This is a genomic window from Bdellovibrio sp. (assembly GCF_047637665.1).
In the GTDB taxonomy this organism is placed as follows: domain Bacteria; phylum Bdellovibrionota; class Bdellovibrionia; order Bdellovibrionales; family Bdellovibrionaceae; genus Bdellovibrio.
In genome coordinates, this window is record NZ_JBLJBT010000016.1 from 150,824 (window position 1) to 176,950 (window position 26,127).

Here is a 26,127-nt window from a genome sequence, read left to right on the forward strand (position 1 = left end):
GACTAAAACGGACTGATTCTTTTGTTAAAGGTCAATGTTTGAAGTTTTAAAGAACCTCTCCCCAAAGCAGGTCCCATTTTTACAGCGATGAAAGTTAATACAGCCGCCTTCGGATTGAACCCGATAGATGTCATCTTCCAAAAAATCTTCCATGCCACTACTCAAGATGCCAAGGAGTTCGCCCTTGCCATTAAAAAGCGGAGAGCCCGAACTTCCCATAAAGGTGTCGACTTCCACTTTGAGAGTGTAGGACCCGTCCGCGTTTTCAAGGACTTTGCCGATATCTTGTTTCAGAGGCAGTCCCATCGGATAAGAAAGGCTTAAAACTAAATCACCGCGTTTATTAAGTGCATCCTTGGCAATACTGACAGGTTGTATTCCCTTCGCGGGGCGATCCAATTCAATGATGGCATAGTCGATGCCTTTGCTGCGGTTATTTTCTTGGCGCAAAATATTTTTGCAGTGAAAGACCTCAGAGTTTGCGAGGGTTTTGTGTTGAGATCTTTCTAGATCCCAGCCAAAGATAAACTTTGTATTTTTACAGATGTCTTTTTCGGCGACGCAATGCCCGGCGGTCAGAATTTTGTCGGGGGCAATTAAAACGCCAGAACAAAATCCCAAGACGGGTTGCTTTAAGAACTTCTCATCTGCACAAAGGGGATAGCTTTTTTCTAGAGGCCGTGTCCCCAAGGACCACGTGGTGTCGGCATTTTGAGAGATAAGTCGTCCCTCGACAAGAGTGACGGTGGCTTGCGCTAGAGATGACACGGAACTGTTTTTTTCGACCTCCTGGCGTGTGTCCTCGTGGTAGATCACAGCCGAAGTTTGAGAGAGATCGACCTCGGGGGCGACAGGAGCGCAGGCTATCAAAACAAAGGGCAGAAGAAGAAGGATGTAATTCATTTTATTGCCCCGACTTCGAGTCGATCAGTCCCGTGACGACACCGTTTATCGCTAAATATCCGTCATCGTGAGCGCTCTTTTTGGGGCTGACATGCAACCAATGAATAACCGCTTTAAATGGCGAATAGGGGTCAGCAACAAAGTCTCCACAGGCGATAAGCTCATCTCCAGAACGGTTTTCGGGAAGGGGACCAAACTTGGTGTTGTAAATGACTTCGATGCGATCGTCATTGGTGGAAAGATCGGCATCAAGATCCACCTCAAAATGAACATGCTTTTGGCGGTCCTCCATGATGCGCACGATGACGCCTTTGATGAAAGCGCGAGCGGTGAATTTCTTCTCCATTAAATCCCGCCAAGTTAAAACCTGACTTTCATTGAATTCAAGGCGTTCTTTCTTGTCCATGCACGCGGGAACCTTGGCAAAACCAGGGGCTGAATAAGCTAAAAGAAGGCAGAGTAAAAGAGCGAGTCGTTTCATGCCGACAATATAACAGACGAGCGCTCCAGCATCCCAAGGGAAGCTCTCAGAGGGAAACGATTTCAGGGGTGTCAAAAGATTTGACGGTGGAGGCGATCCTAAGGGAGGGCGGGAGGCTAGAAAAACATTTTTACGGAGAGTTTTCCGTAATAAGCGTTCCCAATATCCACGGGCGCATCTGGATTCGTCGTATAGTTCTCAGAAATAAAGAAGGATCGATCAAAGGCATGGCCGGCCTCGATCTCTGCAAAAATATTTTTAGACAATGGAGTCTTTAGTCCCAGAAAAATCTTCTTTTCGTCATAAAAAAGACGATCTTTTTCATTTTGGCGGCCATACAAATAGTAAGTGACCTGCGAGAAGTCAATTCCACTGTAAACTCGCGCATATTCATTGAGTTTGTAGCTGAGAGAGCTTTTAAGAATCCAAGGAACTAAAGCAAAAAGATCCAAGACCCATTTTTCGCTGAAATTCCAGTTGATGGAAGCAAAGGGGGCTCCGAACACCGCGCGGAATTCTTTAGAAGGATAATAGAAATAAGCAAATCCCGGCAGTGGGATATTATTAAGAATCGGGCGGTTGTTTGAATAGTCCACCAAAAGCAACCAGCGGCTGGTTTCGTCACTCGGAAACGAATAGAATGCAGTCATTCCCAAAGTCGTGACATTGGCCGCTTCAAAGGGTTTGTCGCTGGCTGAACCATAGCGGGCAGAGGCGGACCACAAACGTTGTTCATCCAAAGCTTTGGTGTATCCCAAGCCTAACTTAAGATCATAGAGCTCAGAAAAATTGTTCTGCGCAGGGCGAACTGAGAACTGCGTTCCGCTCAGAGAAACCGTGACGGAATCGACCTCCGACTTGTAGACCGGAATCGAAAAATCGGCGGTTTGATAGGAGGTCGAAGCCCGCTCTTGAGGGAAATCTGACTTGTCATGAAATAGGCCTGAATAATTGATAAGAATTTTTTGCTGTTTCGGAGGAGTTAAGCCCGCAGCAAGTTCAAAAGCGTTAGCGGTCAGGGGAAGCCAAAGGCTGAAAACAAAAAAGAAACCGACTTTATTCATTTAAATAGCATAGAGGAACTATGCCAGATTACACAACTTCTTTTCGTTCCATGCGTACCACTCGTGCGCAGTTTTGACAAATTTCTGACAGGGGCCATTGCAGTTCGGTGGACTTAATTTTTACCGGATACTGGCAATGAGGGCAGACAGTTTCTCCGCCTAAGACTTTGCCCTCAGCTTTATAGCTTCGAAAGGCGAAGAATAATCCAAGAAAGAAAAACAGGGGCACAGTCACAAAGTGAAAGACCGGGATAAGAATGGATAAAATGGCGATCCCCCAGAAAAGGCCCAGCTTCTTTAGCGCTTGAAGAACTCGATCCGATGGCGAAAAGTCTTGGACATAAACAAAGCCCTCACTGCGACGTTCGTCGTTGACGTTTCCCACGATCAGAACTTTTCTTCCGTTATGAGTGTTATCCATCAAAACAATCCCCCAGCTAAATTAGATTGGGTCCCATGATGGCTTAATGTCAAAGTCTTTCCGCTATAATATTTAAAATCCTCTCGCAGGCTTTTCCATCGCCAAACGGATTTTTAGCTTGAGACATCCGGCGATAGATTTCGGGATTATCTAAGACTTCAGCCGCCGTAGCTACGAAAGCCTTTTCTTCCAGAGGAATAAGCTTTGAAGTGCCCGCGGCAATGGCCTCGGGGCGTTCGGTTTTCTCTCGCGCGACAAGAATGGGTTTTCCCAGCGATGGGGCCTCCTCTTGCACACCCCCAGAATCCGTGATGATAAGATGAGCTCGATTCATCAGATAAACGAAGGGAACATAGTCGACAGGCTCACAAAGCCAGATGCGACTTTGTCCCATGTGCACAGGATGACCTTTGTCGATCCATTGGGCGTGCGCACCGAAGATCTTTTCTGCGGATGCCCGCACCTGGGGATTCATATGCAGAGGAATTAGAAGTTCAACATCTTCTCTTTGAGATAAAGAGACCAATCCTTTCATGACCTCTTCCATAGGGGTTCCAAAAGATTCGCGACGATGGACCGTGACTAAAATGAACTTCTTTTTAGGATTAAGAAAAGAATAGGTTTTATCCAGCGAGGCTCTGAGTTCAGGGGACTCCGCTAACTTCTTAATGACCGTGAAGAGCGCGTCGATCCCAGTATTGCCGGTAACATAAATATCTTCGTCGGGATAGTGTTCGCGGAGAAGATTCTCGCGTGAGGGTTCGGTTGGCGAAAAGTGCAAAGAGGCCACAAGCCCTGTGGCCTTGCGATTGAATTCCTCCGGGTAAGGAGAGTAGATGTCTCCAGAGCGCAGACCCGCTTCGACATGCATGACCGGCACCTTATGATAAAAAGCAATCAGGCTTGCAATAAAACAACTCGTTGTATCTCCCTGCACCACAACGGCATCCATCTTGTGAGTGTTTAAGATGTCATGAAGTCCTCTCATAACGCCAATAGAAATGTCCGCCAGTGACTGTCCCGGTTTCATCAAATCCAAATCAAAATCCGGAGTGATGTCGAAAAAGTTTAAGAGAGGCTTAAGCATTTCGCGATGTTGTCCCGTAGAGCAAACATAAGTGCGAAAGCGGCGATCGCTTTTTGCTTGAAGAATAAAAGGGGCAAGTTTGATGGCTTCAGGTCTCGTTCCGAATACAACAACAATGTTTTTCATGCGTCGTAAACTATGGTGGGGGATTATTCTTTGGCAACTTTATTATTGTTACATCAGTTTAATTACTATTCTCAAAGGTCCTCGATTAGCGTTGATTCAACTTTTTGTGGGTGAATTATGAAAATCTCATCGAGATGTGTTTTGTACGTTGTAGGTCTTATTGTCTTGATGACGTCTTTGTCTCAAGCTTCCCAAGCTGAAGAGGCGATGTCTTACAAGTTAGTAAAAAAGTTTCGGCAAGAACTTTATTCGGAAAGTACTTACTACCAAAAATATGACGTCGTCACAGAAAGTCGACTGCGTTCTTACATTTCCATTTGGCAAGATGAACACTGGGAGCTTCGTCCTTATTTGGGAGTCTCCCTTCAGTATCAGACGCCCGGGGCTCAAAATAAGTATTTTGATAACACACTCCATCCCGCTTTAGGTGTGCAGATGACTTATCTGCGAAAAATATCTCTTTCTTTGCAAGGGGGAGTGCGGATGAACCTGTCGCAAACAGAAAAACAAAGCGAGTGGGACCCTCGCGCCGTTCTGAGCTTCGGCGACTTCTGGTCTTGGGTGCCCGTGAAGCTCCCTGGCGTGTTCACGGAGGTTTATGCCGAAAGTGCCTATCTGCCTCGGCTTTCAAGCACTCCAGTTTCAACTCTGTGGTTGAAACAAGGATATCGCATGAACCTTGTGTCGCATCTTTATCTGGATCCCTATGTCGAACTCTTTTTGCGTGAAAGTCGCTCTGCAGATCTGGGACCTTCTTTGACCCAAGGGCGAAGTGGCGCGCGCCTTTTGTGGGCCAATGATTCATGGAGTGTGGCCGGACTTATCTATCACAATTTTAGACAAGATGAATCTTCCGCCTCAACGGAAGGTCTTTTGGTGGTTGGGGGGAATTTCTAATGAACATCGCGGGCATTGAATTCGAACAACTCTTTGTGAATCTGGTTTACGCCGTTGTCACGGTGACGTTTGTTTTTACGTTGGATGATTTGTTTATTGATTTGGTGGCCTTGGTCCGTCGCCTTAAACCTCGCCGGATCAGCCTCAAGGAATTGATGGGGATGACGGAAACTCGGCAGAAGAACATCGCGATTATGATTGCTAACTGGAAGGAAGCAGAAGTGATTGCTCCGATGATTCGCGGGAATATTCGCGGCATCAAGTACGAGAACTACACTTTCTTTTTGGGCGTTTATCCCAACGACACAGAGACATGGAGAGAAGCAAAAAAACTGGAAGAGCTGTTCCCCCAGCGAGTGATGGTGGTGGTTAATTCCATGCAGGGGCCGACCTCCAAGGGGCAAATGCTTAACGAGATGGCGCGAAGAATTTTGGAATCCGAAGTCGTTTCGGGGATTCAGTACGATCTGTTTTTAATGCAAGACTCTGAAGATGTGCTTCACCCGTACTCGCTGACACTTTTAAATCAGTTCAGCAGTCAGTCCGAGTTTATTCAAATTCCGGTTTTTTCATTCGATGTGCCCAAGCGGTCTTTGGTAGCGGGGGTTTATATTGACGAGTTCAGTGAATCGCATACGAAAGACCTGCTGGTCCGGCAAGAACTGGGGGCGGCAATTCCCTCCGCCGGAGTCGGAACTTTGTTATCCAGAGAACTCATGCTCAGTGCGATGCTTTTACAAGGGGGGAATTTTCTCAAAGAAGACACCCTAACAGAAGACTATCACTTAGGGATCATGACCAAAATTATGGGTTTCCGAAGTCGGTTTCTTTGCGTGCAAATCGAGATGCCTCGGGGAAGTAAAGAGTTTATAGCGACCCGCGAGTATTTCCCTTCGGATTTCTTTGCAAGCATTCGTCAAAAATCACGTTGGACCCTGGGGATTGCATATCAAGGTTTAGATAACATTCAATGGCAAGGAAGTTGGGTGGATCGCTATTTTCTTTTGCGCGATCGCAAAGGACCGCTCAACAGTGCTCTTGTAATTTTATCGGTGATAGTGCTTTTGGGTCTTGCGGGGTTTAGGCTTTTATCTGGTCGAGTCCCCGAAATGTTGAACAACCCTGTCTTCGACACTCTTATTGTCTTAAATGCGGTGAATATGTTGTTAAGAGTGTTTCAGCGGATGTGGGCCGTACGCAGGGTGAACGGTTGGACTCAGGCTTTGATGGTTCCGGTGCGATGGCTTGTTGCTAATGTTGTGAACGTTGCGGCCACGATCAAAGCCCATCGAACTTATCGACACAGTTTAAAGACCGGGCAGAAGCCTGCCTGGGTAAAAACAGATCATCGGCTTCCTGCCCATTTTGGTAAGGAAGTGGAGGTACAAACACAATGAGAATCAAGGATGTTTCCATTGCTATAGGAACGATGGCCACTTTATCATTGGCCACGATTTTAGGATTCACCAATCATCAGGAAGTCCAGTGCGTGAATATCTACTACGACAAAACGGAAAAACCAGATTATTGGATGGGAAAAAGTTATTCCGTCATGTTGCAAAATCTTTTGGGGCACTTCCCAGAATATCAACAGATTGTAAGTCCCATTGAGTCCTATCAAGCCGGAGGACTGGATAAGTGCCAGGCTAATATTTATATTGGTTCATACTTTGATAATAAAATTCCCCGGGCTTTTTTGGAAGACTATCTAAAAACCCAAAAGAATGTCGCATGGCTAGGATATAACATCTGGCAACTGGGCGATCAGCTCGATAAAGAAATGGGCTTACGTTATGTGCGGCTCACGACTTTGGATAAACATCTTCTTGATAAAGAGAAACAGCCAACGTTCTTCAAAGAAATTCTTTATAAAGGAGAAACCTTCTATAAATTTGCAGAGTGGAGTCGCAAAGAGCCGGGGCACTTTATTGCTCCCTATGAGCAGACCGAATTGATGCCCACGGATCTTTCAAAATTTGAAACTTTGGCGGAGGCCCGGCATACGGGGACGAAAGAGGTGATTCCTTATATCGTCAGATCCAAGAATCGCTTCTTCGTTGCCGATGTTCCCTTTGCCTATATCCATGAAGCCGATCGGTATCTGGTTTTTGCCGACGTTCTTTTTGATATTCTCGGGGCTCAGCCTCGTCATAACGGGAAATATGCCTTTGTCAGAATCGAAGATATTCATCCTGTGTCGAATCTGGGATTTCTCTATGGATTGATCAACGTTCTTAAAGAAGAGAAAGTGCCGATCAATATTTCTTTGATTCCGATTTTCTATGATCCTCTTTATCGCTATGGTCGAGCCGAGAACGAAGAGTTTGTTCCGATGGAGCGAAAAAAGTCCTTTATGACTTTCCTCAATGAGATGAAAGCTCTCAATGCCAATTTCATCATGCACGGAATCACTCATCAGTATCAAAGTCACATCAACCCTTTTAACGGGGCTTCTGGTGAAGATTTTGAATTTTGGGATGCCGTTCGAAATGCGCCTTTGCAGGAAGACAGTGTGAACTATGTTTTAAGTCGCTTTGATGATGGTTGGCATTCGATGAACAAAGCCGGGGTGACGACGCGCATGTGGTTGACACCTCATTATCAGGCCAGTCCTTTGGATTACATCATTTTTGGAAAAGTCTTTCCGTGGAATGTGGGACGGGTCATCTACTATAACTTTAAGGCCAGCGGTTTGAAGGAATCTCTTTTGCAAAAAGAAATTCGCTCTGGCGATGATCCCAGATTGCATTACGCCACGAACTCCGCAGATGGAAAGAGTTTGCGTGAAGAGTATTTTAAAGATCTTCATGTCGAATATTTGGCCGACAAATGGAGCGGGCAGTTCTTCCCCTATGAAATTTTTGGAGATGTGCATGGGCAACGTTTGATTCCCGAGTGTTTGGGAAATCCCCAGAACTATTTGACGGAACAGGTTCTAAGAACCAGATCCGCGAAGCAGATCATCGAAGACGCCAAACGCAATCGAGTGCTTCGTGATGCCTGGGCCTCGTTCTTTTTTCACACCTATCTTTTGGACATCCCAGCCAACGATGGTCGTGGTCACCAGCCGGGGGACCCTCGAGAAATTCGTTACCTTGTCCAAGAAATCAAAAAGCTCGGTTACACCTTTATCGACATAAATACGTTTTTGGATGCAAACACACGGACGATTCGTCCTGAACCGATCTATACGGAGGTAGGTCTATGATGATTTTAAGAGCGTTCTTACTGGCATTGCTGCTGACTCCTGGGTTTTCCTGGGGGAACGACGGGGGCTTACCGCCTGCAGACGAGTTGATGTTTAAAGCCTCTCAGGGCCGCATCGAGTTGCGCGAGGTCTTGATGGATCTTGAGAACAATATTCAGGAGATGGGCTACCCGGAGGTTTTTGATTCCTATTTCTATTTGCTGGATGGTCTTAAAGAATTGGCCATTCGTTTTAATCTGGACGAGATCTATCCAGGGGCTGTGGAGAATCTCGGGGCACAGATGGTCGATAGTGGAATTCGCTGGTTGGATATTGCCGAAGCCAAAGAGGAACGTCTTCTTTATTATCACAAGTGGATGAATCTGGATGTGGCGGTTCGCTATATGGATCAGGTCGAGGTTGAGATCGGATCTCTTAAGAATATGGATAAAGTCCGTTCTGCCAGTGACAATGTTGAAATTCTTTTGAATTACGTCGAGACGCGGTTTCCTCGATATTATCATTTGAAAACGGGCTATCGTCGTATCTTGTCTAACGTGGCTTTAAAGTTTTTACGTCAGCCTGACATTTCGAATGAAGATGTGCAGCACTGGATCGGCAAGCTGCGCAGTCCTGCTGGGTATATGGATTATATGATTCTTCTTTCCACTGAAATTTATTCTTTGAAAGAAGACACCAAAGGGGAGGCTCATGTCTATAGTGGCCGTCTCAAGGCATTAGCGACGGTGGTCGCGCAAGATGGAATGGATATTCCTGTCGCGATCCCTAAAGGGATTGGTGAGATCAGTGAAGATTTGATCTTGCGTTTTATCCATTTAGAAGAGCCCTTCCAGGCCGAAGAGTTGCGAAGTTTGTTGGATCTTCTCAGTGTGGGTCAGTTGCATGATCTGGCCACGCGATGGAACTCTTTTAAAAAACTTCCTTCAGACAAGTACATTCAAAGCTATTTTGAATCCTCTCGAGAGTTTGTCGGCAAACTTCGTGAAATTGGTATGGCGAAAGAAGTAGCTGATATCAACTCTTGGGTCGGAGCGATGGGTGCTCCCGCGATGGTTCGACTTTTAGGAATGGAAGGGCGCTATTCATTGAAGGATGCTCAAGGGGCGGCGTGGACGTTGATGATCGTCAAAGTTCGTGAGATGCAACTGGAGGCCTTGATGTGGAAAGAGGGAGATGAGTTTGGTAAACTCTATCAAACCATTCGCTGGGACTTTGAAAAAAGCACGTTTGTTGCCTCGGAACGCGTCCTGGATTTGACAGATTTTTCAGCCCCTTCTTTGGTCAAATTTAATGCGATCCCAGGAGGGATTGAGTTCTTTAATCCTTTCGCGAATCCAGATACGCAGAAGATGGCGGGCGTCATGACCGAGGCCTACGAAGATCTAATGAAAGAAGCCGCAGAGTCTTTTGATTATGAAGGTTTCTATCATGGTGTTTTGAAGGATGCGGCGGGAAAAACAATTGCTGTGAATCTGACCGTGAGCTCTTTGGGAGGACACTACATGGGACGCATCATCGGGGAGGGTGTTGATCACTCCTTTGAAATGGGCTCTCAAGTAAACGGTGGCGCTCTGTATCTGACAGCCTCTCGCGACGGCTCCTTGTCAGAGTTCTCTCACCTTCGCCTCCGAAAAAACCAAGGCCACCTCATCACCCCCCAAGGCACATTCTCCCTCTCCGCCGAAATCAAACACTAACCCCCAAAAGGCCACCCCCCCGGTGGCCCCACAAAAGGTGCCTGGTGACTTTTTCGGTCTACAGTGCATCATGGCCTTCCATCCAATCATCTCTACAGCCCTTTGCTTTTCCGCCGTCGGGACGTGCCAAAGTGTGAGCCCTCGATGGCTTATATTGGAAATAAGGATCTTTTTTGCATCAACCTAATTTTACACATGTGCACATCATGTATGTACAAGTGGAGATTAGGATGTTACCATGAAAATTGAGTTTGTGTGGGATCTGCGTAAGGCCGTATCAAACAAAAAGAAACATGGAGTCTCTTTTGAGGAGGCTTCTGGTGTGTTTTATGACGAACGCGCCCTATTGATTAGAGATGTTTTACATTCTCTTGGAGAAGAGCGATTTATACTTTTAGGTCGAGGCAGCGTGGCGCGTGTTTTGGTTGTCGTTCATATTTACTGGGAGAGTGCCGAGACGATTCGGATTGTCTCGGCAAGGCTCGCAAGTAGAGATGAAGTAAATCAGTATTACAGGAGGTAGCAATGAGAAAAGAATACGACTTTACTAAAGGTAAAAAGAATCCCTACGTAAATAAACTAAAAATCCGAACGACCATTCGTTTGGATGAAGATGTGATTGAGTATTTTCAGAAATTGGCCGAGTCGACGGAAATTCCTTATCAAACTCTGATAAATCTTTATCTTAAGGATTGCGTTCGTCAAAAACTTCAACCAGACCTCTCTTGGAAGTAGTCCGGTCTCCGATATAAATAAGTCGTGTGCCCCAAAATGAGACCTCTTTGAGGTGTTGATGGATTTTGCATCCTCGTAACAAGGTATTTTGACAAAGGGAGGATGGAGATGTTTGACACATTATTGTATACTAAAAAGCTAGAGGCAGCGGGTATGGCTCGAGATCAAGCCGAGGCCCAAGTTAATGTCATCGCGGAGATGGTTGTGGACGGCGTAGCAACAAAACAAGATATCGGTCTTTTGAAGGCTGAAACTCAAAAAGAGTTTGCTGAGCTGCGCTTAGAGATGGCCAAGGGTTTTGCCGAAGTTCGTACTGATATGGACAAAGGGTTAACCAGTGTCCGCGCAGAGCTACAAGAAGGTCTTGCTGTCCTCCGTACTGATATGGATAAAGGATTAGCTAGCGTTCGCGCCGATATGGAAAAAGGATTGGCTAGTGTCCGAGCTGATATGGAAAAAGGATTCGCTAGTATCCGAGCTGAGCTGCAAGGAGGCCTGGTCGCTCTCCGCAGTGAGATGCAAAGGGAGATCACTAGCATTCGCATGGAAATGGCGGCTTTTGATGCAAAGTTGGTAAGCCTCGAACATCGACTGACCTTGCGAATGGGGGCCATGTTCGCGGCCAGTACCTCGATCACCATTGCGGTTCTGGCATGGATCAAATAATCCCAATAAGGCCCCGCGTTGAAGTAATATCCTGGATGACCTATTGTGATGGAAATCTTACGCTTAACTGATGAAGTCACTCCAATCTGATAAATATTTTATTCGTGAATCCCTTTATAACTTGGTCGAGCTTTCGTTGTTAGCGCGACTTTATGAAGAGCACTGCACTCCCTCAGCAAGTAGTGGGAAATTGAATCAGGAATCCCTGGCGCAAACGCTTCTGAAAATGAAATCGACGGAGGGTAAGGGAGAGCTTCGAGTGGCGATCTATGAAGCCGATCCAATTGGTTTTTATTGGAAGCTTGGAGATCTTGTCTTGGCTCATTGGGTGCATCCAGAGCATCGTGGTTTGGGTGTTGAACAAGGTCTTTTGGGATAGGCCGTGACTTCCTTCCCAGATTTTTCTTTTTGGAATGGGAAAAGAGTTTTTTTAACCTCTCCGACAAGTTTTCTTGGTTCTTGGATCGCGCTTTCGTTGCAGCATCTGGGAGCTCAGGTCTTTGGTTTTGGCGAAAGTGCCACGACTCAGCCGAACCTTTTTGATCTTGCCAATCTGGCACAGAGTATTTCAATGACATACGGAGATCTTCGCAATGAAGAAACGTTTCGTCAGGCATTGCAGTTTGCTCAAGCTGACGTCGTCATTCATTTGGGCGAAAGTGGTCTTCTTAAAGAGGCAGAAAAAAACTCTCTCGACATTTTTTCGAAATCCGTGCTTGGTACGAATCTTTTGATGGAGCTTTTGCGCGAGACGGCCTCAATTCGTTCGGTTGTCGTTTTGAGTTCCGATAAGGTCTATGCACGCAGTTCTGGCAATCACCCACTTCAGGAAAACGATCCGGTGAATGCTCAAGATATTCTTCCGACGGCAAAACTTTGCTCGGAATTTGTGGCCTTGGCCTATCGGCAAACGTTTTTTAATCCAGAAAAATATAACAAGCATAAGGTGGCAATAGCCACAGCCCGCATCGGAGCGGGAATCGGTGGCGGGGACTTTGCGGAGGGCTCGTTGATTCCTGAGGCCGTGCTGAGTTTTGTGAATAACAAAGTATTCACGTTGCGAAATCCAAACTCTGTCAGACCTTGGATTCATGTTTTTGATCAAGTGGCCGGAATTTTGATGTTGGCTGAAAAGCTTTACGTGAAGGGGCCGAAACTTGCGCCAACATACAACCTTGGTGCGAGCGAATACGAAAGTGTCGGCGAAGTTATTAAGGAGTTCCGTCAGGCATGGGCCGCTGGAGGCTCTGTTACGTCGGATGATGCTATCAAAGGAAGCCTCTCATTGCACAGTCAGCTTAGCAGTGCTTTGGCACGCCAAGATTTAGGATGGGCTCCTCGTTGGGACCTTGCCCAATCCCTCCAACAAACCGCCGACTGGTATCGCAACTACTACTCCGGTCACCCAAGGTACGCCGTACCTTTTTGAAGTGCGGTGCAGCGAAAAATCCTTGAGACCTGCTTTTTAACGCGCCGTAGACTGAAAAAGTCACCAGGCACCTTTTGCTTTTTGATTTGGGGTCCTTTATTCAATGAGGATGCTCTTTAATTCGTATCCGTTTTTGTTCCTGTTTTTGCCCCTGACTTTGCTTGGCTATTACTTAATTAGTAAGAAGAACTTGCAGTTGTGGTTTTTGTTTCTGTCCAGCGTGTTTTTCTACGCCTATTGGAGCACGGTTTACGTATTTCTTTTATTGTTCACAGTGGTGCTGGATTTCTATATCGCCAAAGCCATTTACTACGCCAAGACGCAAAAGATGCGGAAGGCGCTGCTGCTGATTTCGGTGGTGGCGAATCTTTCTGTATTGGGGTTCTTTAAATACTACAATTTTTTTGCGGACTCACTGAACGGTCTTTTTCATGTTGGCGGAGGACAGGGAAGTATTTTACCAGCTCTGCAACTGGTACTTCCAATCGGAATTTCTTTTTATACCTTCCAATCGATGTCCTATGTGATCGATGTATACCGAAGGGTGTCCGATGCGCATGCGCATTTATTAGAGTTTGCCGGCTATGTAACACTTTTTCCGCACCAGATCTCCGGTCCCTTGGTGCGACACAATCAAATTGTGCCGCAGCTTGAAAGCTCGAATACGTACTTCTTTCATGCCGAGAACTTTTGGAGAGGTTTTTACTTCTTCGTGTTTGGTCTCGCCAAAAAGATGTTGATCGCCGATCGGATCGCGGTGGTGGTAGATCCTCTGGTCGGGAACATCGCCGCCCTTTCAAATGCCGAGGCGTGGCTCGCGATGTTGGGTTATACCACGCAATTGTACTTCGACTTCAGCGGTTATTCGGACATGGCCGTGGGCTTAGGGCTTATGATGAACATCAAATTCCCTGCGAATTTCAATTCTCCGTATAAGTCTTTCTCCATCACGGAGTTTTGGCAGCGCTGGCATATGACGCTGTCGTCGTGGCTTCGCGATTATCTTTATATTTCCCTTGGAGGAAATAGGCAGGGCAAACTTAAAACTTACCGAAATCTTCTTCTGACGATGGCGATCGGTGGACTGTGGCACGGGGCGAGTTGGACGTACGTGGCTTGGGGAGTTTTGCATGGTTCAGTCCTGGCGCTGGAGCGGTTTTTCAAAGATCGCGAATGGGATCTGTTCAAGTTTAAATACCTCAAATGGGCGCTGACTTTTTTTGTGGTTTGTATTGCGTGGATCTTTTTCCGTTCTCCAGACTTTGCGACAGCCTCTTTGTGGTTAAATAAGATATTTCTGCTTAATGGGAATATCTCATGGGATGTTATTTTGATTCCGTTAAAGCATAAAGATCGTTTTTTCGCGGCGTTGGTCGTGGGGCTTGCTGTGGCTTTGGCTTGCAAAAACACTTGGGAGCGAGAATTTAAGCCAAGCTGGGCGAACGCGATCTTGTTGGCCTTTTTGTTTGTGATTTGTTTGTCGTACATGGGCGAAGAGTCGCCCTTTTTATACTTCCAGTTTTAAGGACGAAAGATGAATGCGATTAAAGCCCTCGGAATTTTGACTGGAAGTATTTTGGTTTTCATGGCGGCGATCGCCGGATTTAATTTTGTGGTGGATTCACAGTGTTATTATCGCTGCGAAACGATTGATCCACAAAGAAGAACTCTCAATAGCTACTATCGAGTGGCGCAAAGAATTCACGCCTTCCCCGAAACAGAGGTGGTGATTTTAGGTTCTTCACGCGGAGAAACAACTCCTCCATTGTGGATTGAGTCTGCGACGGGAATGAAGACCTTGAACTTGTCTGCGGCGGGGTCTGAGTTATCGAGCAAATTGACGTTTTTAAAGATTGCTCAAGAAAATACCAAACTGCGGAAGGTGATTTGGTTTGCTGATTATTTCGAGCTTATTAGTGAGACTACGGATGCCAAGCTGAAGAACACCCCAGCACTTCGTCGTTATGTGGGCGAGGAGTCTTCTGCGCTGAGCTTTAGACAATGGCTTCGTGAGTTGCAAAGTCTGATTGATCACAACACCTTGGAAGCCTCTTTATACTTTTTGAATAATGCTGAAGAAACCCAGTTGAATCAGGGCGCAGGCTCGACGATAGATTATAAACTTTGCGAAAGTTCCGAGTTTAAGGGGAAGGAGACTCCAGAGAGTCTCGCAAAAGAGGTTGAACTTCTTTATCAGAATTACGCTGCTCGCGTGTTGCCTCCATCGCAAAGCCTGAAGGCTCAAGAACAGTTTATTCAAGAGATGTCGACCCTGGCGGCCAAGGGAATTGAAGTCATCGTGGTCATCACGCCTTACCATCCAACATTTTTGAAAAGACTAAAAGCGGAGCATGCGGACATCTATCAACGCCATCTAGACTGGATTTCCAAAATCGAGACCCTGTCGAGTCGGGGCGTGCGAGTGCTTAACTATTTTGCAGGTCTTCCCGGAGACGACGGTTCCCCAGCTTTATGGGATGACGGCGTTCACTTCACCTGCCGCGGCTCCATGGCAATGCTTAAGGGGTACGCCGTACCTTTTTGAAGTGCGGCGCAGTATCTACGATGCTTTTTGTCCCTTGCTTACGCTGACGGTAAAACTTAGCTTTTCTCTGGTAACGTGATCTTGAAGAATGAGTTGCACAACGAGCTCTTCCATCACGCCCATCTTTTTTGCAATTTCGACAGCTCGACGAATTGAAGGGATTTTGCGACCGTGCTCCAGATCATTAAGACTTTGTTTGGACATCTTGAGATGTTTTGCCATTTCAACTTGAGTTAGCTCTTCGCCGAGGCGATGGGACTTTAAAAGTCTTCCAAATGTCAGAGGACCAAACTGTTTTTCAATTTCTGCAAGGCCCACTTTTTTCGTTTTAGTACTCATGTTTGTTAACCTCTTCAAGGATGACTAAGTTTATTGTTCCGTCGTCCTCTTCGATGTAGATAGCTCGGTAGCTTTTGGAAAGCCTTATCGAGCGTTGCCCTTGTCTTTGGCCTTTTAAAGGCTCGTCATGATAGCCCGGGATCTTCCTGACCTCACGAAGTCCCTTCATTTCCACGGACATCGCCCACGCGACCAATTTGTCCACCACATAGGCGGGTACCTTTTTAAGGTGTTTTTGGATTTTATCAAAGATGACCTTATCCATCGATAGAGTACTCCAAAAAGGCATACTTCACAAGGGGCTTTGAAAAAAGGAATAGGGTGGGCATGTGACATCCTCTCTTATAAATTTTTATGGAAGCACTTTGTGGGCCAGTTTGTAGGCGGACAGCTTTCCTCAAATCAGGAAGCAAAGTTGATTAACGGACATTAGGGGTACGCCGTACCTTTTTGAAGCGCGGCGCATTAGTTCGGAGATGGTTTTGTGAACATGAGTAGGAATAACGCGCCGTAGACTGAAAAAATCACCAGGCACCTTTTGGGGTTTTATAGTATCGTCCGGGGATGCGCGAAATCACTATTAAGAACAAGTACGTAGAGTCTTTTTGGAAGATTGTTCTCTTTCTATTTTGTGTGTCTGTTTATACTTCAAAAAGTGGTTTAAGTATTTTTGGTGTCTTGTTGATTTTGCTTTCGGCTTTCTATGTTGATTGGAAGGACTTTGGAAAGCAGAAGTTTTTGGTCGGAGCTGTGACTTTGTACCCCCTAGCAATCCTCTGCAATCTGTTTTCTTTGGGGGGCGTAGCGAGCAGTTTGAAGGTGGTTTACAGTTGGCCGTGGCCTTTGCTGGTGATTCCGGCTTACCTCGTATCTCGCCGCCCAAAGGACTGGAGGCTTGGATTTGTCGCCCTGGCTTTAGGTTTCATCATCGCATGCGGAAAATCCCTGTACACGTTTATCACCGTTCACGGCGGAGTCTTTAGCAGTGCCGTGCGGGTTGACAGCTTCTGGGACATTGGCCGCTGGGGAGTCTTTTTGGCGGTAACGACCTTGGCCCTTTTCGGGGTTTACGGGTCTCAAAAACTTCAAAAGACTTACGAAAAAGTCGTCGTGTTGGCGTTGTTTGCTCTCGGGTTTGTTTGTCTGATTTTATCAAACACCCGCGCCCCGTGGTTGGCGTTTGGGGTGGGGTTTACGTTGTACTGTTTTTCAGACAGAAGATTGTTGAAATACTATTTCGGTCTATTTGCTTTGGTCCTTTTGTTAGTATTTTCGAATTCTGGGTTGAGGGATCGTACCTCTTCTATTGGTTCGATTAAAACTGATCAAACGGGACAAATTACCTCAGGCGATCCGTCCAACGCAGGGCGTTTGCACATGTGGAAGGTAGCTATGGATTTCTACCGTGAGCAGCCATGGTTCGGAACTGGGTTTGAAAGCGTCGAGGCGCCGTTGCGAGCCTTCTTGGACGTTAAGGGGTCTGAGTATAAAGAAAAGTATACAAAAGTTGAATTCAGCTTCCGCGATCAGCATTCAAGCTATTTCGGGATACTCGTGCAGATGGGTGTGTTGTTTTTTCTGTTTTTTTGGTTTTTCTTGGCGGGGATTTTTTTTAAAAGCCTTAGAGATGCAATACGGCTGCGTGATAAGACGAGTTCTTTGTTGTGTTGTATTTTAGCAACGCATTTTGTGATATTTGTTTTTTACTCCTCGTTTGGGAGTTATGAGATGATTTCGCTCTTTCCGTTCCTTGCATTGAGGAAGCTTAATCAATAAAATCTGATTTTGTTTGCTTCAAATTATTTTGGTGCGCGTAGTTATCAGCTATCGCGATGATATTATGTGTGATTTACTTTCGTCTCCCATTGTCGTAATTGATTTGGGTTAAACTTTATTTCACAAATCCTCAGTTCGGTTTTTTGAGGTTTGAAGGGATCTTCCTATGATTTTTGTCACAGGTGGCGCTGGCTTTATCGGAGCTAATTTTATTCTTAACTGGGTGAAGAATAAAAACGAACCCGTTTTAAATATCGACAAGCTTACATATGCCGGAAATCTCGAAAGTCTTAAATCTGTTCAGGGGCATCCTAACTATCAGTTTGCAAAGGTAGATATTGGTGATCAAAAAGAGATTTCACACCTGTTTGCACAATATAAGCCTCGTGCGATTTTAAATTTCGCGGCAGAAAGCCATGTCGATAGATCTATCCATGGACCTGGCGAGTTTATTCAGACAAATATTGTTGGCACCTTCAATCTGCTACAGGCAACTCGTGAATACTGGAGTAGTTTGCCTGAAAAGGAAAAGAAAGATTTTAGATTTCTTCACGTTTCTACGGATGAGGTTTTTGGAAGTCTTGAGATGCACGATGAGGCATTTAAAGAGACAACTTCATATGCTCCGAACAGCCCATATTCTGCGTCAAAGGCGGCGAGTGATCATTTAGTAAGAGCTTATCATCATACCTATGGGTTGCCTGTTTTGACGACGAACTGCTCAAACAATTATGGTCCATATCAGTTTCCGGAAAAGCTAATCCCCTTGGTTATTCATAATGCTCTCAGTGGTAAAAATCTTCCGATTTATGGTGATGGAAGTAATATTCGCGATTGGTTATATGTCGTTGATCACTGCGAGGCGATTCAGCTCGTGTTGGAAAAGGGTCGCTTGGGTGAAACTTATAATGTTGGCGGCTGGAACGAGAAGAAGAATATTGAGGTGGTTGATACGATTTGTAAAACTTTGGATCGTCTTAAATCTCGAGCTGATGGTAAGAGCTATCTAGAGCAAAAAGTGTTCGTGGCGGATCGCCCTGGACATGACAAACGGTATGCAATTGATGCAACTAAAATTGAAAAAGAATTGGGATGGAAGCCCAAGGAAAATTTCGAGAGTGGTTTAGAAAAAACCATTCAATGGTACCTTCAAAATGAGGATTGGGTCCAAGGCATTGTTTCCGGTCATTATCGGGAGTGGGTTGATAAAAACTACGGAGTAAGAAAATGAAGGGTATCATTCTAGCCGGTGGATCTGGCACTCGGCTTTATCCCGCAACAACTGTTGTTAGTAAGCAACTGCTGCCTATCTACGATAAGCCAATGATCTATTACCCACTGACGACGTTGATGTTGTCAGGAATTAAAGACATTTTGGTGATTTCTACGCCGCAAGATACGCCGCGCTTTGAACAGCTTTTGGGAAATGGAAATCAGTGGGGTGTTCGGATTTCCTACGCCGTGCAACCGTCTCCAGATGGGTTGGCGCAGGCTTTTATCATTGGAGAGAGTTTTATCAATGGGGAAGAGTGCGCTCTAATTCTTGGAGATAATATCTACTACGGTCAGGGTTTTAGCAAGCTTTTGCAGGAAGCCGCTCATTTGAAGAGTGGTGCGAGTGTATTTGCTTATAAGGTCCATGATCCGGAGAGATATGGTGTTGTTGAGTTTGATTCTCAAGGAAAAGCGAAGTCCATTGAGGAAAAACCAGCAGTTCCTAAATCACATTTTGCTGTTACAGGGCTATATTTTTATGACAAGCAAGTTGTTGAGTTTGCTAAGGCTTTAAAGCCGTCTAAAAGAGGCGAGCTTGAAATTACCGATTTGAATAGAATTTACCTCGAAAAAGGTCTCCTCAACGTGCACACCATGGGGCGTGGGTATGCCTGGTTGGACACTGGAACCCATGAGAGTCTTCTTGAGGCAAGCTTGTTTATTCAAACAATTGAGCATCGTCAGGGAGTCAAAGTGGCTTCTCCAGAAGAAGTTTCCTATAGAATGGGTTATATTGATTCAAAACAGTTGATTGAGCTTGCGGAGCCTTTAAAGAAAAATCGCTACGGTCAATATCTGATTCAATTGGCTAATGAAGGATTATAATGAGAGTCGAGAAAACACCACTTGAAGACTGTCTTGTCATTGAGCCTATTGTGTATGGCGATAGTCGGGGTTTTTTTTATGAGAGCTTTAATCAGAAAAAGTTCAATGAGTTGACCAAGGCTGACTGGAGATTTGTTCAGGATAATCACTCCATGTCCGGCCGTGGAGTGTTGCGAGGACTTCATTATCAGATAAAGAATGCCCAAGGGAAGCTTGTCCGTGTTGTGAGAGGGGAAGTGTTTGATGTTGTGTTGGATTTGCGCAAGTCGTCCCCAACCTTTGGGAAGTGGTTCGGTGTTTTGTTAAGTTCTGAAAATAACAAACAGGTGTGGATTCCACCTGGGTTTGCTCATGGGTTTGTTGTCTTATCTGAGCAGGCAGAGTTTTTGTATAAGACAACTGACTTTTATGCGCCAGAACATGAACGATGTATTTTGTGGAATGATCCAACTTTAAATATTGATTGGCGCTTAAGTGGTGAGCCCATTTTATCCGAGAAAGATAAGTTAGGCGTTCCTTTTGTTCGGGCAGAGGTCTACCCGTGAGGATTTTGATCTTTGGAAAGCAAGGACAGGTTGGGTGGGAACTTCAGAGGTCCTGCTCTGTCTTAGGGATGGTAAAATCCCTCGGTAGCCAAGATGTGAATTTTTTGGATGGGAAAGCCATTTCTCAGGCTATCCGTGATTATCAACCTACCCATATAGTGAATGCGGCAGCTTATACTGACGTAGATAAGGCCGAAACAGAGGAGAATATTGCTAGTCAAATAAATGGTGTTTCCGTGGGAGTTCTGGCTGAAGAGGCCAAAGTATGTCGTGCGAAGCTTGTGCACTATTCCACTGATTATGTTTTTGATGGCAGTAAAGATGGGGCTTATACAGAAGTGGACGCTCCAGCTCCGTTGAATGCTTACGGGAGAAGTAAGCTTTTGGGTGAGAAATACATTCAGGACGTCGGTGGGGAGTCGATCATCATTAGGGTGACGTGGTTGTACGGTAAAAGAGGTAAGAACTTTTTTAAGACGATGCTTCGCCTTGGTCAGGAAAAAGAAGAACTTCGAATTGTAAGTGATCAGGTCGGGGCCCCGACTTGGTGTCGTCATGTTTCTGATGCGACGGCGCGAGTGATCAGTGATCTAGATTTTGGAGACAAGACAGGAGTCTATCATATGACTCCCCAAGGAAGCACGTCATGGAGCGGTTTTGCTGAAGAGATTTTCGGTGAAGTTCGAAAGATAAAACCGTCAACTGTTTTGAAAGTTAAAGATTTGGTTAAAATTCGTTCTGATGAGTATCCGAGTCCAGCACGACGCCCTAGGAATTCACTTATGGAGAGTCGAAAGATTGAGGCGCAGTTTGGAATTAAGCTGCCCCATTGGCAGGAATCTTTGAGGATGGTGATTGATGATATCGACTGATGATTTGAAAGTTACTTGACCTCATTGGTCCGCAAAAATCTTGTATATGCGACGAATAATTTGATGCAAATACAAGTTGAGAGGTTGATATTTTAGGGTTTGTGTATGTTAGCAATTGATAGGGGTCGCGTGATAACGCCACATTTTATAGAATTTCGAAAATTTGGGGATCATAGAGGTTCTCTGGTTGCTATTGAAGGAGCAAGAAGTCTCCCTTTTGAAATCCGCAGAATTTATTATATCTATGGGAATACAGACTGCGTCAGAAGGGGCTTTCATGCTCACAAGAATCTGAAGCAGGTGGCGATCGCGGTCAGCGGCTCTTGTAAGTTTTTGCTGGATAATGGCTCTGATAAAGCTGTCGTTGAGCTAAACTCTCCAGATCGCGGTCTCTTGATTGAAGGACACATCTGGCGGGAGATGTATGATTTTACGCCTGATTGTGTCTTGTTGGTTCTTGCTGACCAAGTGTTTGATGAAAGTGATTATATTCGCAATTATTCTGAGTTCCTCTCCTTTGTTTCAAATAAGGATTAATGAGTTATATGTTAGTTCCATTTCTTGACCTTGGTGCCACTTACAAAGAATTAAAAACTGAAATTGATGAGGCTTACTTCCGTGTGATGAACAGCGGACATTACATCTTGGGTAAAGAGGTGGAGTCTTTCGAAAAGGAATTTGCTCAGTATTGTGGAACATCCTACTGCGCTGGAGTATCTAATGGGCTAGATGCACTAGTGCTCTTACTGCGAGCCTATGGTGTGGGTGAGGGTGATGAAGTCATTGTTCCATCAAATACCTTTATTGCGACTTGGTTGGCTGTAACGGCGGTTGGAGCGACTCCGGTATCTGTAGCACCAGCACCGGGGACTTATAATATTGATCCAGAAAAAATCTCTTCGGCCATTACTGCGAAGACGAAAGTGATCATGCCGGTTCATCTATATGGTGCTCCTTGTGAGATGGACAAGATTATGAAGATCGCCTCTGAACATAATCTTATCGTTATTGAGGATGCAGCGCAGGCTCAGGGAGCTACTTTTAAGGGAAAAAGAGCTGGGAATCTCGGACATGCTGCGGGGTTTAGTTTTTATCCTGGAAAAAATCTTGGTGCCTACGGGGATGCAGGGGCAATAACGACGAATGACCCAAAGATATTTGAAAAGGTATGTCATCTTCGGAACTATGGATCTCCTGAGAAGTATGTTCATAAGTATCAAGGACATAACTTTAGACTTGATGAGCTTCAGGCTGCTTTTTTAAGGACGAAACTTCGTCATCTTGAGAATTGGAATCAAAAAAGAAAAGTAATTGCTAAGCAATATTTTGAAGGTTTGGCCGGGCTTGATCTAACACTTCCTGCTCAGGATTCTGAGAGTGCGAGTTCGTCTTGGCATCTTTTTGTTGTTCAAACATCAAGACGTGACGAGCTTAGAAAGTATCTCGCTGAAAAGGGTATTACTACGTTGGTGCATTATCCTATTGCTCCGGCTAAGCAGGAAGCCTACGAAGCGAAAGGCTCTTTCGTGGAGAAAGAGGCTTATGATGCCACTGGAGTTCTTTCTCTGCCTATTGGGCCGCATATGACAACCGAGATGTGGAAGTTGGTGATCTCGGAAGTGGTAAATTTCTTTAAGACTTAGTTTTGAAACTTCATTGAGTAGTCGGAAGACAGTGAATTGGGGCAGTGTGTGACAAAGGATAGCGAGAGAGAAGTTCTCATCTCATATTTGGTTGCATCCTACAACCATGAAAACTACATCATTGATTGCTTAAATAGTATTCTCGCAGATGGCATTGATAATCGAGAAATTGTAATTGTTGACGATGGGTCTGTGGATTCATCGGTAAAGGTTATTCAACAATGGATGGACTCGCAAGATGTAGGTGAGGTTAGGTTAGTAAGTCGAGAGAATAGAGGGGTTTCTGCAACCTTTAATCAGCTGCTTGAAACATCCCGTGGTAAGTATGTCCGCATTGTCGCTAGTGATGATATGGTGGTGAAGGGATCTACGGGGGAAATGATTTCGCAGTTACAGGCGAACCCGCAGATGTTAGGCATTGTTGGAGATGTCTCTGTTATAAATGAACAAGGTCAGATCATTGCGCAAAGCCAGATGGAAAGGCTTGGCAAAGATTCAGTTGTGTATAAAGAGGATATAAAAAGGGCTATTATTTCCAGTTGGGCTATCTGTGGACCAGCGGGGGTGTTCTCTCGTAACTATCAGAATGTTGTGGGAAGGTATGACGAGGAGTTGGTCGTTGAAGATTGGAGTATGTATTTAAGGCTGGTTGCTGCGAATGTCTTAATGTTTTCCGATCTCAAGGTTGCCTATTATCGCATACATGATACGAACACATCGCTGACAAAAGATGTTTCGAAACGACTCAGAAATCTAAATTCGCAGAAAATTGCCGGTGAAAAAGCACTGGATCTTTTTGTTGGTGCATATCACTACTTTCTACTTTCAGAGGTTCTGCTGTTGAAGTGTAAAATTGCATTCCTTAGCAAGAGATATCTAACCTGTGGAGGTTATCTGTTTCTAGCAAAGTTGGTAAACTTATTCGGGATGTTTCTATATTTCTTTAAATTTAAGAATAGAATCTAATATTCTCTTGGATTTCTTTCTTTTAAGAGATTTTCGTAAATGGAGATAATCTCGACGAGTTTTGTCGAGGTTGGTCTAAGATTATTTATCACATATTGTTCGATCTCTTTTGATTGCCCCGTAAACCCATATTTATCGATGGCATAGGTGTTAACACTCAGCGGTTGTCCTGGAATGTAGCGGCTAAAAGGCTTAACTCCCTTGATTGCTGGAGCACCCATGGCAACAATGGAGTACTGGCCAATCACGTTTCTCTGGGAAACGGTCGCTCCCATTCCTAAGTAAGAGCCTTTCAGAATTCTAGTGAGTCCAGCGAGAGTGACTCCAGCAGTAAGGGTTACTTGATCCTCGAGAATAGAGTCGTGCTGAATCGTGACTCCAGGCATTATGTGGACGTCGTTTTTGATAATTGTAAGATCCTCATAACAAGGCTTTTGAATCGAGGAGAACTCGCGAATTATGTTGTTATTGCCGATTTGAATCTTGCATGATGCATCATTGTATCTTGGGTTTCGTGTATCAGCCCCCGGTGTTCCAATGGCACAGTGAGGACCTATAATATTATTGTCTCCAATACTCAAAGGTCCTCGGAGGATAGTGTAGGGGAGAATCCTATTGTTTTTACCAAGTACTACGTCACCATCAATTATGACAGAGGGATGTATTTCATTTTCCTTCGTTATATTCATGGGAATAGTAATCCAGCTTTGTGTCCAATAAAATGAGTGAAAATTAATCTATGTTGCATATTTTCCTTATGGTACTCTCTATGCAGTAAATTTAAAGATTTTTGTAGTTCATTGATGCAATGAGTGGTTGTCCATTTGTTACGCAAAGAGGTTTTGTTACTCCGATATGTCTTTTTTTAATAAGGTTCATTCATTCTTTAAGAGAGTTGACGTTATAGTTCTTATTTCTGTCAACGCCATTTTGGACGTAATCGTTAGGCTTCGTGGGAACCCGACGCGGACATTCAGCTTGATATATGATTATTTGAGCGGAAATCGATCTTTGAGAATGGATCTATTTTGGATCATTAAGTCGCGAGGCTACGAGTCGCAAAATAAAGCTATAAACGAGATTTTGCAGATAATGTGGTCATCTGAGTTCTTAGTGCGAGAAATAAAAAAAACTGAAGATAAAGAAGTAATAGCGAATAATTTTTACCTTATTGCAGAAAGGCATTCGCGGATTCACTCTTCACACTTTAATGACGCCAGTTTTTGCGAAAAGTTTTACGTATATTTGAGGGGTACGCCGGATCCAAGTGGAACTCTACTGCGATTCAGTACTGAAAATAAAAAGAATAAATTGATATACCTAATGATGGGTGGGCTTTCGTTGAGGGGATTAACTTTGGAACTTCCCAAGGCTTTTTTCGACAACGGAGAGTTCGGTGAAGGCGTTTTGGGCGTTTCGCTAGGTGAGGGTGACTCCCTTAGGATGATGGTCAGTGGTGAGAGTACATATTCTTTTAAAGACCCGGAAATATTTGAAGATCATGCCCCACGTGAAGAGCGAACTTTGCGTCTGCCTCCTGTTGAACTGTTGGTGATTGAAGGAGTGAGTGCTTATTCCGGGGGCCAGGTGGTTAAGAATGGGAGTTTGATTGTATATGAGGAATCAGCGAATCCATTAAAGCGAAAGTTTATTGCAGGTCTTCATGACAAAATTTTTAGAGCGGGAGATTCTGTAATTGGCTCCTTTAAGTACAACAAGGCATATGAACTGAATCAGGCGGTTTTGTTTTTTTCAAGATGCCCTACCAACTATTTTCATTGGATGATTGAGTATCTTCCGCGCCTGAAAAGCCTTGTTGATATGGGATTGACAAGTATACCAGTCCTTGTACCGAAGGGATTGGCCAATCAACAGTATGAAGCACTGGATATTTTGGTAAAAAGATTTGATTTGAAATTGTACTATATTGATCCCAGCTTCAAGGTGAAATTAAATAAAGTATATATTCCCTCTCCTGTGACATTTCATCCTGATGATCCGGATGTTCCATTTTGGATGGGGGCCGGTCTTCATAGCGAATCGGTGAAGTTCCTTAGAAATAATCTTATGGAAGGCTTGGGGGTTTTGGAAAATAAAAGCCCTAAAGAAAAGATTTTTTTGGCCAGATCGGGCAATCTTAGAAATGTCGCCAATATTTCTGAGATACACAGAGTCGTTCAGGAAGAGGGTTTTACTTTGGTATATCCTGAGCGCTTTAGCCTTAAAGAGCAGGCTTCGATTATGGCGAATGCAAGAGTTGTTATTTCCCCAGGAGGATCTTCGCTTACGAATGTTATTTTTATGTCTCCGGGGGCTAAGTTGATTTCCTTGATTGGTCATCAAAATCGTTATTATTCAATCTACGCCAATTTGGCTGACCTATGTGGAGTGAGCTATCTTCATGTGACTGGTGAGCCGACAATGACTCTTGAGCAATGTGGGTCGGATTTAAACTATATGCATTCCGGTTATAAGGTGGACGCTGAGAAGTTGCGTAGGGCCATTCGCTCTTGGGGTAACTGATCTTCTCTTTATTAAGAGAAGGCAGGGGCTTGGATGCCCCTGATTAAAGTTAGGTTTTGTCTTATAGGTTGTTCCATCAACTCCCAGTGTAAAATGATGCTATC

At 44.7% G+C, this 26,127-nt stretch carries 28 protein-coding genes; 20 read left to right on the plus strand and 8 right to left on the minus strand.

Annotated elements, in window-relative coordinates; all coding sequences use genetic code 11:
- Positions 1-24: 24 nt before the first annotated feature.
- The 5 genes from ACM64D_RS04630 to wecB form a co-directional block, all read right to left on the minus strand.
- Positions 25-903 (minus strand): trypsin-like serine peptidase, encoded by an 879-nt coding sequence (locus ACM64D_RS04630; RefSeq protein WP_415062015.1) that lies wholly within the window; start codon positions 901-903, stop codon positions 25-27.
- 1 nt (position 904) lies between these two features.
- On the minus strand, positions 905-1,384 hold the full coding sequence (locus ACM64D_RS04635; protein ID WP_415062016.1) for a hypothetical protein: 480 nt from the start codon (positions 1,382-1,384) through the stop codon (positions 905-907).
- Between the two features lie 116 nt (positions 1,385-1,500).
- Complete coding sequence (locus ACM64D_RS04640; protein ID WP_415062017.1) at positions 1,501-2,448, minus strand: hypothetical protein; 948 nt, start codon at positions 2,446-2,448, stop codon at positions 1,501-1,503.
- A 28-nt stretch (positions 2,449-2,476) separates the two neighbouring features.
- A complete protein-coding gene (locus tag ACM64D_RS04645) occupies positions 2,477-2,869 on the minus strand; it encodes a hypothetical protein (protein ID WP_415062018.1) in 393 nt (130 codons plus the stop codon).
- Positions 2,870-2,918: 49 nt separating this feature from the next.
- On the minus strand, positions 2,919-4,082 hold the full coding sequence (gene wecB / locus ACM64D_RS04650) for a non-hydrolyzing UDP-N-acetylglucosamine 2-epimerase (protein ID WP_415062019.1): 1,164 nt from the start codon (positions 4,080-4,082) through the stop codon (positions 2,919-2,921).
- Between the two features lie 117 nt (positions 4,083-4,199).
- Between wecB and ACM64D_RS04655 the strand changes: the two genes are divergently transcribed.
- From ACM64D_RS04655 to ACM64D_RS04705, 11 genes are all read left to right on the plus strand, one after another.
- Positions 4,200-4,979, plus strand: a complete 780-nt coding sequence (locus ACM64D_RS04655) for a hypothetical protein (RefSeq protein ID WP_415062020.1) — start codon at positions 4,200-4,202, stop codon at positions 4,977-4,979.
- On the plus strand, positions 4,979-6,376 hold the full coding sequence (locus ACM64D_RS04660; protein ID WP_415062021.1) for a glycosyltransferase: 1,398 nt from the start codon (positions 4,979-4,981) through the stop codon (positions 6,374-6,376). The genes ACM64D_RS04655 and ACM64D_RS04660 overlap by 1 nt, the downstream gene beginning before the upstream one ends.
- Complete coding sequence (locus ACM64D_RS04665) at positions 6,373-8,187, plus strand: DUF2334 domain-containing protein (RefSeq protein WP_415062022.1); 1,815 nt, start codon at positions 6,373-6,375, stop codon at positions 8,185-8,187. Before ACM64D_RS04660 ends, ACM64D_RS04665 begins: the two co-directional genes overlap by 4 nt.
- Positions 8,184-9,884 carry a hypothetical protein gene (locus ACM64D_RS04670; RefSeq protein ID WP_415062023.1) on the plus strand — a complete coding sequence of 567 codons (1,701 nt, stop codon included), beginning with the start codon at positions 8,184-8,186 and terminating at the stop codon, positions 9,882-9,884. The genes ACM64D_RS04665 and ACM64D_RS04670 overlap by 4 nt, the downstream gene beginning before the upstream one ends.
- Before the next feature lie 238 nt (positions 9,885-10,122).
- A complete protein-coding gene (locus tag ACM64D_RS04675) occupies positions 10,123-10,407 on the plus strand; it encodes a BrnT family toxin (RefSeq protein WP_415062024.1) in 285 nt (94 codons plus the stop codon).
- Between the two features lie 2 nt (positions 10,408-10,409).
- The gene (locus ACM64D_RS04680; protein WP_415062025.1) at positions 10,410-10,619 is read left to right on the plus strand and encodes a BrnA antitoxin family protein; all 210 of its coding nucleotides are present in this window, start codon (positions 10,410-10,412) and stop codon (positions 10,617-10,619) included.
- Positions 10,620-10,727: 108 nt separating this feature from the next.
- The gene (locus ACM64D_RS04685) at positions 10,728-11,285 is read left to right on the plus strand and encodes a coiled-coil domain-containing protein (RefSeq protein ID WP_415062026.1); all 558 of its coding nucleotides are present in this window, start codon (positions 10,728-10,730) and stop codon (positions 11,283-11,285) included.
- Between the two features lie 70 nt (positions 11,286-11,355).
- On the plus strand, positions 11,356-11,664 hold the full coding sequence (locus ACM64D_RS04690; protein ID WP_415062027.1) for a hypothetical protein: 309 nt from the start codon (positions 11,356-11,358) through the stop codon (positions 11,662-11,664).
- Positions 11,665-11,667: 3 nt separating this feature from the next.
- Entirely contained in the window at positions 11,668-12,714 is a 1,047-nt protein-coding gene (locus tag ACM64D_RS04695) for an NAD-dependent epimerase/dehydratase family protein (RefSeq protein WP_415062028.1), read from the plus strand.
- A 109-nt stretch (positions 12,715-12,823) separates the two neighbouring features.
- On the plus strand, positions 12,824-14,239 hold the full coding sequence (locus ACM64D_RS04700) for an MBOAT family O-acyltransferase (RefSeq protein WP_415062029.1): 1,416 nt from the start codon (positions 12,824-12,826) through the stop codon (positions 14,237-14,239).
- A 9-nt stretch (positions 14,240-14,248) separates the two neighbouring features.
- Entirely contained in the window at positions 14,249-15,259 is a 1,011-nt protein-coding gene (locus ACM64D_RS04705) for a hypothetical protein (RefSeq protein ID WP_415062030.1), read from the plus strand.
- Positions 15,260-15,274: 15 nt separating this feature from the next.
- On the opposite strand, the gene ACM64D_RS04710 is transcribed toward ACM64D_RS04705, so the two are convergent.
- Positions 15,275-15,598, minus strand: coding sequence for a helix-turn-helix transcriptional regulator (locus ACM64D_RS04710; RefSeq protein WP_415062031.1), 324 nt, complete (start codon positions 15,596-15,598; stop codon positions 15,275-15,277).
- Positions 15,588-15,863 carry a hypothetical protein gene (locus tag ACM64D_RS04715; RefSeq protein ID WP_415062032.1) on the minus strand — a complete coding sequence of 92 codons (276 nt, stop codon included), beginning with the start codon at positions 15,861-15,863 and terminating at the stop codon, positions 15,588-15,590. Before ACM64D_RS04715 ends, ACM64D_RS04710 begins: the two co-directional genes overlap by 11 nt.
- 299 nt (positions 15,864-16,162) lie before the next feature.
- Here ACM64D_RS04715 and ACM64D_RS04720 point away from each other — a divergent pair, with 299 nt between their 5' ends.
- The 8 genes from ACM64D_RS04720 to ACM64D_RS04755 all read left to right on the plus strand — a co-directional run bounded on the left by ACM64D_RS04720 (position 16,163) and on the right by ACM64D_RS04755 (position 23,500).
- The gene (locus ACM64D_RS04720; RefSeq protein WP_415062033.1) at positions 16,163-17,374 is read left to right on the plus strand and encodes an O-antigen ligase family protein; all 1,212 of its coding nucleotides are present in this window, start codon (positions 16,163-16,165) and stop codon (positions 17,372-17,374) included.
- 166 nt (positions 17,375-17,540) lie between these two features.
- Positions 17,541-18,605: a dTDP-glucose 4,6-dehydratase gene (gene rfbB / locus ACM64D_RS04725; RefSeq protein WP_415062034.1), complete on the plus strand. Its 1,065-nt coding sequence runs from the start codon at positions 17,541-17,543 to the stop codon at positions 18,603-18,605.
- On the plus strand, positions 18,602-19,474 hold the full coding sequence (gene rfbA, locus ACM64D_RS04730; RefSeq protein WP_415062035.1) for a glucose-1-phosphate thymidylyltransferase RfbA: 873 nt from the start codon (positions 18,602-18,604) through the stop codon (positions 19,472-19,474). The genes rfbB and rfbA overlap by 4 nt, the downstream gene beginning before the upstream one ends.
- Positions 19,474-20,019, plus strand: coding sequence for a dTDP-4-dehydrorhamnose 3,5-epimerase (gene rfbC / locus ACM64D_RS04735; RefSeq protein ID WP_415062036.1), 546 nt, complete (start codon positions 19,474-19,476; stop codon positions 20,017-20,019). Before rfbA ends, rfbC begins: the two co-directional genes overlap by 1 nt.
- Positions 20,016-20,891 carry a dTDP-4-dehydrorhamnose reductase gene (gene rfbD, locus ACM64D_RS04740; RefSeq protein WP_415062037.1) on the plus strand — a complete coding sequence of 292 codons (876 nt, stop codon included), beginning with the start codon at positions 20,016-20,018 and terminating at the stop codon, positions 20,889-20,891. The genes rfbC and rfbD overlap by 4 nt, the downstream gene beginning before the upstream one ends.
- A gap of 105 nt (positions 20,892-20,996) precedes the next feature.
- Positions 20,997-21,428, plus strand: a complete 432-nt coding sequence (locus ACM64D_RS04745; RefSeq protein WP_415062038.1) for a sugar 3,4-ketoisomerase — start codon at positions 20,997-20,999, stop codon at positions 21,426-21,428.
- Positions 21,428-22,534, plus strand: coding sequence for a DegT/DnrJ/EryC1/StrS family aminotransferase (locus ACM64D_RS04750; protein WP_415062039.1), 1,107 nt, complete (start codon positions 21,428-21,430; stop codon positions 22,532-22,534). Before ACM64D_RS04745 ends, ACM64D_RS04750 begins: the two co-directional genes overlap by 1 nt.
- A gap of 48 nt (positions 22,535-22,582) precedes the next feature.
- The gene (locus ACM64D_RS04755; RefSeq protein ID WP_415062040.1) at positions 22,583-23,500 is read left to right on the plus strand and encodes a glycosyltransferase; all 918 of its coding nucleotides are present in this window, start codon (positions 22,583-22,585) and stop codon (positions 23,498-23,500) included.
- Here the strand turns inward: ACM64D_RS04755 and ACM64D_RS04760 are convergent.
- Entirely contained in the window at positions 23,497-24,189 is a 693-nt protein-coding gene (locus ACM64D_RS04760) for a hypothetical protein (RefSeq protein ID WP_415062041.1), read from the minus strand. The two genes, ACM64D_RS04755 and ACM64D_RS04760, sit on opposite strands and share 4 nt — an antisense overlap.
- Positions 24,190-24,613: 424 nt before the next feature.
- On the opposite strand from ACM64D_RS04760, the gene ACM64D_RS04765 reads away from it, so the two are divergent.
- Complete coding sequence (locus ACM64D_RS04765; RefSeq protein WP_415062042.1) at positions 24,614-26,023, plus strand: glycosyltransferase family 61 protein; 1,410 nt, start codon at positions 24,614-24,616, stop codon at positions 26,021-26,023.
- Positions 26,024-26,127 lie beyond the last annotated feature (104 nt).

Coding starts and splice junctions, on each gene's coding strand:
- ACM64D_RS04630 (WP_415062015.1), bottom strand. CDS start 903: ATGAATTACATCCTTCTTCTTCTGCCCTTTGTTTTGATAGCCTGCGCT.
- ACM64D_RS04635 (WP_415062016.1), bottom strand. CDS start 1,384: ATGAAACGACTCGCTCTTTTACTCTGCCTTCTTTTAGCTTATTCAGCC.
- ACM64D_RS04640 (WP_415062017.1), bottom strand. CDS start 2,448: ATGAATAAAGTCGGTTTCTTTTTTGTTTTCAGCCTTTGGCTTCCCCTG.
- ACM64D_RS04645 (WP_415062018.1), bottom strand. CDS start 2,869: ATGGATAACACTCATAACGGAAGAAAAGTTCTGATCGTGGGAAACGTC.
- wecB (WP_415062019.1), bottom strand. CDS start 4,082: ATGAAAAACATTGTTGTTGTATTCGGAACGAGACCTGAAGCCATCAAA.
- ACM64D_RS04655 (WP_415062020.1), top strand. CDS start 4,200: ATGAAAATCTCATCGAGATGTGTTTTGTACGTTGTAGGTCTTATTGTC.
- ACM64D_RS04660 (WP_415062021.1), top strand. CDS start 4,979: ATGAACATCGCGGGCATTGAATTCGAACAACTCTTTGTGAATCTGGTT.
- ACM64D_RS04665 (WP_415062022.1), top strand. CDS start 6,373: ATGAGAATCAAGGATGTTTCCATTGCTATAGGAACGATGGCCACTTTA.
- ACM64D_RS04670 (WP_415062023.1), top strand. CDS start 8,184: ATGATGATTTTAAGAGCGTTCTTACTGGCATTGCTGCTGACTCCTGGG.
- ACM64D_RS04675 (WP_415062024.1), top strand. CDS start 10,123: ATGAAAATTGAGTTTGTGTGGGATCTGCGTAAGGCCGTATCAAACAAA.
- ACM64D_RS04680 (WP_415062025.1), top strand. CDS start 10,410: ATGAGAAAAGAATACGACTTTACTAAAGGTAAAAAGAATCCCTACGTA.
- ACM64D_RS04685 (WP_415062026.1), top strand. CDS start 10,728: ATGTTTGACACATTATTGTATACTAAAAAGCTAGAGGCAGCGGGTATG.
- ACM64D_RS04690 (WP_415062027.1), top strand. CDS start 11,356: ATGAAGTCACTCCAATCTGATAAATATTTTATTCGTGAATCCCTTTAT.
- ACM64D_RS04700 (WP_415062029.1), top strand. CDS start 12,824: ATGCTCTTTAATTCGTATCCGTTTTTGTTCCTGTTTTTGCCCCTGACT.
- ACM64D_RS04705 (WP_415062030.1), top strand. CDS start 14,249: ATGAATGCGATTAAAGCCCTCGGAATTTTGACTGGAAGTATTTTGGTT.
- ACM64D_RS04710 (WP_415062031.1), bottom strand. CDS start 15,598: ATGAGTACTAAAACGAAAAAAGTGGGCCTTGCAGAAATTGAAAAACAG.
- ACM64D_RS04715 (WP_415062032.1), bottom strand. CDS start 15,863: ATGGATAAGGTCATCTTTGATAAAATCCAAAAACACCTTAAAAAGGTA.
- ACM64D_RS04720 (WP_415062033.1), top strand. CDS start 16,163: ATGCGCGAAATCACTATTAAGAACAAGTACGTAGAGTCTTTTTGGAAG.
- rfbB (WP_415062034.1), top strand. CDS start 17,541: ATGATTTTTGTCACAGGTGGCGCTGGCTTTATCGGAGCTAATTTTATT.
- rfbA (WP_415062035.1), top strand. CDS start 18,602: ATGAAGGGTATCATTCTAGCCGGTGGATCTGGCACTCGGCTTTATCCC.
- rfbC (WP_415062036.1), top strand. CDS start 19,474: ATGAGAGTCGAGAAAACACCACTTGAAGACTGTCTTGTCATTGAGCCT.
- ACM64D_RS04745 (WP_415062038.1), top strand. CDS start 20,997: ATGTTAGCAATTGATAGGGGTCGCGTGATAACGCCACATTTTATAGAA.
- ACM64D_RS04750 (WP_415062039.1), top strand. CDS start 21,428: ATGAGTTATATGTTAGTTCCATTTCTTGACCTTGGTGCCACTTACAAA.
- ACM64D_RS04760 (WP_415062041.1), bottom strand. CDS start 24,189: ATGAATATAACGAAGGAAAATGAAATACATCCCTCTGTCATAATTGAT.